General features: G+C 54.3%; 4 protein-coding genes. 2 read left to right on the forward strand and 2 right to left on the reverse strand.

What is annotated here, in order from left to right:
• The first annotated feature begins 377 nt into the window (after positions 1-377).
• A complete protein-coding gene (locus tag RE6C_RS15735; protein ID WP_160167215.1) occupies positions 378-2,330 on the forward strand; it encodes a HEAT repeat domain-containing protein in 1,953 nt (650 codons plus the stop codon).
• Positions 2,331-2,955: 625 nt separating this feature from the next.
• On the opposite strand, the gene RE6C_RS15740 is transcribed toward RE6C_RS15735, so the two are convergent.
• Together RE6C_RS15740 and RE6C_RS15745 are read right to left on the reverse strand one after the other, a co-directional pair.
• Complete coding sequence (locus tag RE6C_RS15740; protein WP_008658031.1) at positions 2,956-4,770, reverse strand: mechanosensitive ion channel family protein; 1,815 nt, start codon at positions 4,768-4,770, stop codon at positions 2,956-2,958.
• A 90-nt stretch (positions 4,771-4,860) separates the two neighbouring features.
• Complete coding sequence (locus RE6C_RS15745; RefSeq protein WP_236618253.1) at positions 4,861-5,112, reverse strand: hypothetical protein; 252 nt, start codon at positions 5,110-5,112, stop codon at positions 4,861-4,863.
• Positions 5,113-5,771: 659 nt separating this feature from the next.
• Between RE6C_RS15745 and RE6C_RS15750 the strand changes: the two genes are divergently transcribed.
• Positions 5,772-7,928: an ATP-binding protein gene (locus tag RE6C_RS15750; protein ID WP_008658033.1), complete on the forward strand. Its 2,157-nt coding sequence runs from the start codon at positions 5,772-5,774 to the stop codon at positions 7,926-7,928.
• Positions 7,929-8,219: the final 291 nt, after the last annotated feature.

Below are 8,219 nucleotides of genomic sequence, written 5' to 3' on the forward strand. Positions count from 1 at the left end.
CGATCATGAGAAAGCCTATTCTTGTCGCTTCTGCCTTCGCGGTTCTGGTGGGTGGCTATGTCGTCTCCCAGCACTTTCGCAGAACCTCGGCAATGGAGCAGGCGCATGACGACGCAGTGGTTGCTTAAGAAGTATCGAGTGAGTTTCGGCGGCAGCTTGCGGAGCTTGCCCCCGAACATCCAATTCGACAACGATTCGGGAAGTTTGTAGAGCTTCGGGACGCAGGACATCTTCGCCATCAAGGCTTTGTGATGGGGCCACACCTGACGCTATCTGGGACAGCTGTTTTTGAAAAAGCGAATGTTCCCTGTTCCGGAGTCGTCAACGTCCATGGGCCGCTTTCAGTCACGATTCGAATGACACCTTCGAAGGAATGGATGGATAAAAACCCCACCGCGTCTTTGCGAAAGAGTGGTGATGTTTTTGTGGTGAGCAAGCCAGGCATGACCAGCGCAACGTCATTGGAGTACGGTGCGGCCCATCCCAATTTCTTTCACGACCGCTCAGAAAAACGCCATAGCAAAAAGGTAGGACGTTCAGTCAATCAGGCAATCGCGATGCTTGGGAATGAAGTCGCTTCCGCTGAATCAAGCGATGTTCCCGAGACACGTCAGTGGTATCAATCTCAGCGACGTGCGGAAGCAATCGATCGGTTTCTCATCAAAGCATTTCAAAACTCGAGTCTTAATGTCCGTCTCGAGGCGGCAAAGTTACTTGCCCTGCCAAGTCCCGGCTACGGAAAGGTCTCTCATGCCGACTCGACGATTGAGCTGCTTTTGGACGAGGTTGACGATCAACAGCAAAACCCGTCTGTCCGGGCGGCCATCGTTTCGGCGTTGCTTCTGAACTACGAGGACAAACGAAAGGGGCTCTACGAAAGGCTTCACCAGATGGGACCTGACGCACACGTCTATGTGCCGGTAATTGCTTCGTTCCTGGGAGACAGTTCAGCACGCCATCGATCGGATGCAGGGGCGTTCGACGCGCCGGTCGGTGCCGTCAAGCTATTAGGTGACTGGGGACCGGCGTCAGCCGATGCGGTGCCAGCTTTGATGGATGCGTTGAAGAACCATCCCAATCAATGGACGTTCGCAGCGGCTGTCGCAGAGGCCTTGGGTGAAATTGGGTCCGACGCAAAGGACGCCATCCCAGAACTGATTCTCGCTTCAAGCTCCTCACACAACAATTTGCGTGCAGCAGCTACGGATGCGATTGGCAAACTGCATACCGGTGGCAAGCTGCCGATGAACTACGACGTGACCAATGAGACCGACATCGAACATCTCGGAGCGAAGTTCATGCAGGGCCACTCGTATCGCTGGGCAATCGATCCAGATGGAAAACGTATTTGGTCGATTGTCAACAAAGATGGTCTATCGGGACTTTACGAAATCGGCATGGAAGATCTCGTCTACAAGCGAGTGGCGAGCATTTCAACTGACGGGTTGGCGGGGATTCACGTGACGTCAGAGTGCGTGGTCATTCTTAGGATCAATCGCGAGGACGATGCACCGAGTGTCGTCGTCGATCGCTGGTCAAAGGAGCTTGGGAAAAAACTCGATCGTGTCGTCCTGTTTCGTATCGCTGCCATACCTGAAAAATCCCGGGTTTCCCTGCGGAATGTGGTGTGGACTCAAGACGGCCACAAAGTCGCGTTCGTGCAATGTGAATCGGAACCGGTTGCCGGAAGGCCACGAATGAGCCGGCAATCCAATCGATTGAAAGCGTTCAACACCCAAACGGGACAGTCGCTCGTGGTAGGGAAGGTGTCCGAGTATCAAATGAAGCCAATCGCGTTCGCTGCTCACCAGGAGTCGATCTACTTTTACGGTCATTGCTTCGAGACGGGCAATCGCTGTCTTGCCGAATTCGATCTGTCCACAAAGCTGTTTCGTCCCATCGATAACACAGCACTCTCCGGCTACGTGGCCATCCGCGTCCACAACAATCTGGTCGTCTATCAAGGAACTGGAAGCAAGCCAGCACCAATCAAGCTTTTGAATCTTCAGTCCGGCTTGATCACTGATCTTGTGTTCGACGCTGATGCGCCACGTTTGTATGACCCATTTCACTACTTGTTGTCGTTCATCGATGATGAAACCGTCAGTGTCGTCATGGAAACAACAATCGATATTTTTGATGCGATGGATGGCAAGCGTCTGCATCAGATCCCAATCTTCCAACCGAAAGGGCGAAGGACCATCCGGCCGGTCTTGTACGCAAGCACCAGGGATCAAGTTGTTCTGTTGGCATCAAACGGGTTTGGATCGTCAAACAGTCTCGAAGGATTGTGGGTACGTCAGATTGATCATGCAGCTTTGGATCGTTGAACGTCGCGGATTGCTCCCCGTGAGGACAATCTGCTGTTGCTGTTCGCGAAAAACGGTCGTCGTGTTGGGCAGCGCTTCTGAATCAGTGGTGGCGAATGGTGCCAGCCGTACGCTGATGAGGGCGGCTGAAATCGACAGGCACTCCTCACGCAGCGGAATGTGACTGTTGATCGATCCTTCAATTTTGCTCCGCCGGGAGGCGTTTGTAGGAAGCAGGCGAAGGCAGCGTCGGAGGTCCAATCGGAGCCCAGTGAGATTGGTGCTGATCTGGCTGCTCGGACGCCGGTCAGGCGCGGATCGTTTGCGGTACGACTACCGTTTAACGGTAAAATACCCTGAATAGTACCGCAATCAACGCCGTTGATTGCAATTTGCTTTGCACCTGATATGATCAAAAATGTCCCGAAAGTGAGTGTTTTCTCGCGTGAACGGTGATTTAGCTAAGGGCGTCGAATTTTTTTCACACGGCAGAGGCCACAGATTCGAATTCTGTATCGCCCATTTCGGCAGCTCGCCGAATACCTCGTCAATTACCGGTCGAAACGCCTCTTGCGTGTTACCGCGTCGGCGTCCTGTAGGGCTGGAACGTGAATTGGAGGAAGTTGGCGAGCGTTGAACGCACATCTCATGTTGCTGATTCGGTCTGCCGACTTTCGATTGCCAGTTCGCGGTCCGGATCGCTGGCCAGGTAGATGGACTGGGTCGGGAACGCGAAGTCGATATCAGCTTCGTTGAAACGTTGGAGCAGTTTTCGATTGACCAGCGTCGCGTGATCGAGGTAACTGAAGTATCCCCGTTCGCTATCACGTTGGATGCGATTTTCATCGCCATCCATCATGTACCAATAGTCGGCCCGCAAGTTCAGGTAATGCGAACCGAATTTGTCAAACCAAACTTTCGGCGGATGCATGTCCAAGTTCGATTTCCCGTCGCCAACGACGTCGTCACTGGTCAAAATCTGCTGAAGTATTTCGATCGCCTCGTCGACTTTTGCAGGTGGCGTGTCGTAGGTGATCTGCACGTCCATGACGCGCCGCAGATACTTCCGCATGGACAAGTTTTCAACGGTGTTGTCGATGAACTTCATGTTGGGAACGGACAGCACTTCGCCGCTGAGCAAACGAATTCGCGTGACCTGCAAACTGACATCCTCGACGGTTCCGATCTCGCCCTCAAAGCGAACCCAATCACCATCAATGAACGGGCGATTCGCGAAGATGGTAAGTCCACCGAACAGATTTTTGACTGCGTCTTGCGCAGCTAGCGACAGTGCAAGTGCGAAGATGCCAAATCCTCCAATCAACGCCATCACATTCCATTTGAACACGTTCTGGAACACGAACAACAACAGCACGATGGTCGCAACGACCCGAAGACCGCGTCTGACCACCAACGACATCATGCGGGCGTAGGGATCTTCGTCGCCATAGAATGTGCGTCTTGCCCCTAAGCAGGCGAGTTCGATCAGAGACACGATTAGATAGACGCCGGCCAAAACCAGAGCGGCTTCAATCATGTTCCATCGAAACGTCGAGAGAGCCGGGTGCATGTAGATTTTTGCTGACCCAATCGCCGCGCCGAGCACGCCGACAAAGATCACGGCCGGAATCATGATGCTGGTCAAAATGGTCGTCATGATATCGTCGCCACGACTCTCACGTTTGGCAATGATCCGCTGAACGCCTTTGTAAATGAACCATGCGACCATGATGCCGCCCATCGTGAAAATCGCCGCGAGCGCCCAGTCGATGGCGGCCGTCTTCCGTACCGTCGGCTCAACAACGCTCAGAAACAACTGACCTTTGCGTTCCACGCGGGCACGCGGCGGAATCGCCTTTATGCTGTCCAACAGATCGCTGGCTCCGAGTGCGGTTTGGTCGCTGAATCGCCACTTGTCACCGTCTCGCACCAAGACAATGTGGCCATTGGGAGCTTCATCGATTGCTTTGTACGCCCAAGCACAGTCGATGCCACGCGGGAACAACTCGAAGCGAGCGATGTCTTGTTCGGCAACCGTCTTCTCCCCAGGCATCGTACCGGGACTGATTTCGGGAAGACGATCAAACACGTGCAACAGATCCATCGCGACTTTCTCTGCGTCAGGGATGTCTGCGGGCAAGGTGTTCAGTGCGCGTTCAAGCGGTTCCCGGCGACCCTGCGCGACATGATTCATCGCTTCGACAAAGGTCATCACCGTATCGCGTGGGCTTTTTTGCGAATTGTATTCAGGGGATTGGGCAGAGTGCCGGTGCCCGTTTGGCTTGAAGAGATCCAGCAATGCATCGCCGCTGGATTCCAACAATTCAAAGAAGCCGACCTGTGTCGAACGCGGACGGTTTCCATCGGCACTTGATTGTTTGGTCGAGAGAGGCGATTGAGCCAACACAACTGATTGGAAAGCACCGAGCATCAAGGCGATCAGCGAAAGTCGCAGTAGCATGGAAAGTCTGTTTCATTAGGGTTGCAAAAAACCTCGCCGGTCAGCCGGCGAGGTTCGTTCGTGAATGAGTCAATGTTTGTCAGTCGCGAATCAGTTGTTCGACGTCTCGGACAAACGCGTAGGCTCCTCGCCAATCACTTCGCGTTCCAGCACTTTGCTGGTCAATGCAGACTCGCAGCAGACGCTGCCGTTGTCGGTCGGTTTGCATGTGACTGTGTACTCTTCGCGATCGCCGGCCGGCATTGTCTCGATCGGATCGAACGTGACCTTGCCGTCTCCGCTCGTCACTGCTCTGGGATCGTTTGCCGATTCAAAATCCAAACAGTTTGGCAATGTTGCCACGATTTGGACGTCCTGGTGATCGGCAGTTCCTTCATTCCAAACGGGATCGAGTGCTTGATGTTCGATGTGATCTTGGAGGGACCTACCCCGGCGAACGCAAACGATGCGCCAACCGGTTCGACAAGCCACCACGACAATCGGCTTGATGCCTTTCGGTCGTACGCAGTCTCGTCCCGTGTGTCGAGATTCATCCCAAACGCAATCCCCGGTCGGAACGTAGCGTTGAAGGCTGCAGGAATTACATGTTGAACAGCCAGGAACGACTGCGGCTGAAAGGATGTCTACCAGTTGCCGGAGGGTGCCTCTGAAGGTCTGTACAGGCCGCTTGTTGTGACCCTTCTCGTTTTCAGCGGAACCTAACCATCCCCGGCTTGGGATTGCGGCCGGCGAGATAGTCAGCCAGCTATGTGCCAAATCGTTCGGGCAAATCACGCTGATCCACTCCGGCACGCAGCCTCTCGAAACAGTCATTGACGAGAACACGGCGGTCCGCCGGAGGACGTCTGACCGGCTACAGCACCAATACGAGCGATTTCGGCCGTCGATTCCCGCACAAAACTGGCTTCGAAACCCAACATTGGTTGACACGCGATAGCCTGCTAAACTGCGATCTCCAAATCCTTCTGTTGATTGAAGTGACTAGCTAACTCGAGCTACCGATGAGCGAACAAAATTCTCCGCAGGTAGAACGGCACCAGATCGAGTTGTTGGAGGCGACGCTGGCTAGTCTTGATGATGCCGTCGTTTCAACGGACTCGTCGGGCCGAATTTCATATTTGAACGCCGCCGCGGAAAAGCTGACGGGATGTTCGAGTGAGGATGCCATTGGCAAACCACTTGAATCGGTTTGTCGCTCGATCAGCGCGAAAACGGGCGAGCCGGTCTATGAACTTTCGAAGAAGGTTTTGCGAGATGAAGAGTTAGTTGGATCTGACGACGAGAGTTTGTTCATTGCCGCTGATGGAAGCTCCCTGCCCGTTGAGGCTCGTGCCTCCTCAATGCGATCGCCTGACGGAAGGATCGTCGGACACGTCTTTGTGTTGCGGGATCTGACCGAACGTTGGCGTGAAGCTTCGCTGATATCAGAACAGAATCGGTTGCTTGAGCGAGTTGTTCGTGGCGGCTCGGCCTCTGAAATATTGGATGCGATTTGTCTGGCAGTCGAGCAACACATTGCAGCAGACACGATCGCAACCGTTTTGTTGGTTGACGAAACTGGCACGCATCTGCGGCCGGCTGCGGGGCCACGTTGCCCGGCCGAGTACGCCGCCGCCGTCGACCCTGTCTCGATCGGAGCCGATTGCGGGTCGTGCGGGACGGCGGCATACAGTCGACAATTGGTCATCGTCTCTGATATTGCAACCGATCCACTCTGGAAAGATTTTCGGCAGGCTGCTTTGCCCCACGGCTTAAGATCGTGCTGGTCTGTTCCCATCATCAGTTCAGACGACTCCGTGTTGGGAACCTTCGCCGTGTACTCACGGCAGTCGCGAAGTCCCCGGGATCAGGATCTTCACGTGATGGAGTTTCTGAGTCGGACTGCTGGCATCACAATCGAACGCCAACGGAGTGAGGAGGCGTTGCGAAATAGCGAGAGACGCGCCTTGCAAGCCAACGAGGCCAAGAGCGAATTCCTGGCAAACATGAGTCACGAAATCCGGACGCCAATGGCAGCGATCTTGGGGCACGCCGATCTCTTGCTGTCTCATTTGAAAGATCCTGACAACGTTTCATGCGTGAGTACGATTCGACGCAACGGAAATCATCTGCTTGAGATCATCAATGACATTCTGGACATCTCTAGGATCGAGGCCGGCAAATTGGATGTGACGTTCTCGTCATGTTCTCTGGTAGAGTTGCTATCGGACCTTTGGTCGATGATGCATGTCCGAGTGGAGGGAAAGCCGGTTGATCTCTGTTTTGATGCGGTTGGAGAGTTGCCTGAAACGATCCAAACCGACCCGCAACGGCTCAAGCAGGTTTTCATCAACCTACTCGGCAACGCAATCAAGTTCACCGAGTCAGGGCACGTCAAGTTGCGTGTCCAGATGCTCGATCACGATGCCGATCCACGGCTCCAGTTTGACGTGGAAGATACCGGGATCGGTATCCCGGAAGAGAACCTGAAGTGTCTGTTCGAAGCCTTTTCGCAGGGCGACGCTTCGGTCACGCGTAAATTCGGCGGTAGCGGCTTGGGGCTCGCAATTAGCAAACGGCTGACCGAGAAGTTGGGAGGTGAACTGACCGTTGAAAGCACTGAGGGCGTTGGCTCGACGTTCAGCGTCCTGCTGCCTGTCGGTTCGCTCGATAGCGTCAACTTCCGCAACATCGACTGCGATCGACTCTCGCCTGATTTGGAGCCATCCAGATTTGAAATCGGACTGTCATGCCGAGTTCTGCTGGTGGACGATCGACGTGACATCCGTTTTCTGGCTCAACATTCGTTGGAGAAAGCGGGAGCGTCCGTGGTAACCGCTGAAGATGGTTTGGACGCGATCGGTTCAGTAGCACGAGCAACAGAATCGGGTGAGAAGTTTGACATCATCATCATGGACATGCAGATGCCGGAGATGGACGGCTATACCGCAACAGCCAAACTGCGATCGGCTGGATGCGAGTTGCCGATCATTGCGCTAACGGCGAACGCGATGAGCGGTGATCGAGAACAATGCATCGCTGCCGGCTGCGACGATTACCTTTCCAAGCCCATCGATACATCGATGTTGCTCGAGAAGGTTCGATGCTTGACGCAGGGAAATTTGGTCGACGATTTGAAGGCCCACGGGAATCGTTCCGTTTCAGGTGAAGGCTCCTAGCGGGCTGTTGATTCAATGAGCCGTGCCGCGTTAGCTGCGGTTGGTCAAACGCCTACCGGGGCGAACACCCATCGGCCAGTTGTTGTCATTCGGTACACGACTAACGGGCTGTTGATTTAATGAGCCGCACCGCGTTAGCGGCGGTTAGTCAGACGCCAACCGGGGCTAACGCCCATCGGCTAATTGTTGTCATTCGGTACACGACTAAACCAACCGGCTGCTAGCTGACTAGTTCACCTGAAACCTCGCAGTCTCCTCTTGCGTTCCCGATGCGTAGGTTTGCAAGCGTTC

It is taken from the genome of Rhodopirellula europaea 6C (genome assembly GCF_000338295.1).
Taxonomy (GTDB): Bacteria; Planctomycetota; Planctomycetia; order Pirellulales; family Pirellulaceae; genus Rhodopirellula; species Rhodopirellula europaea.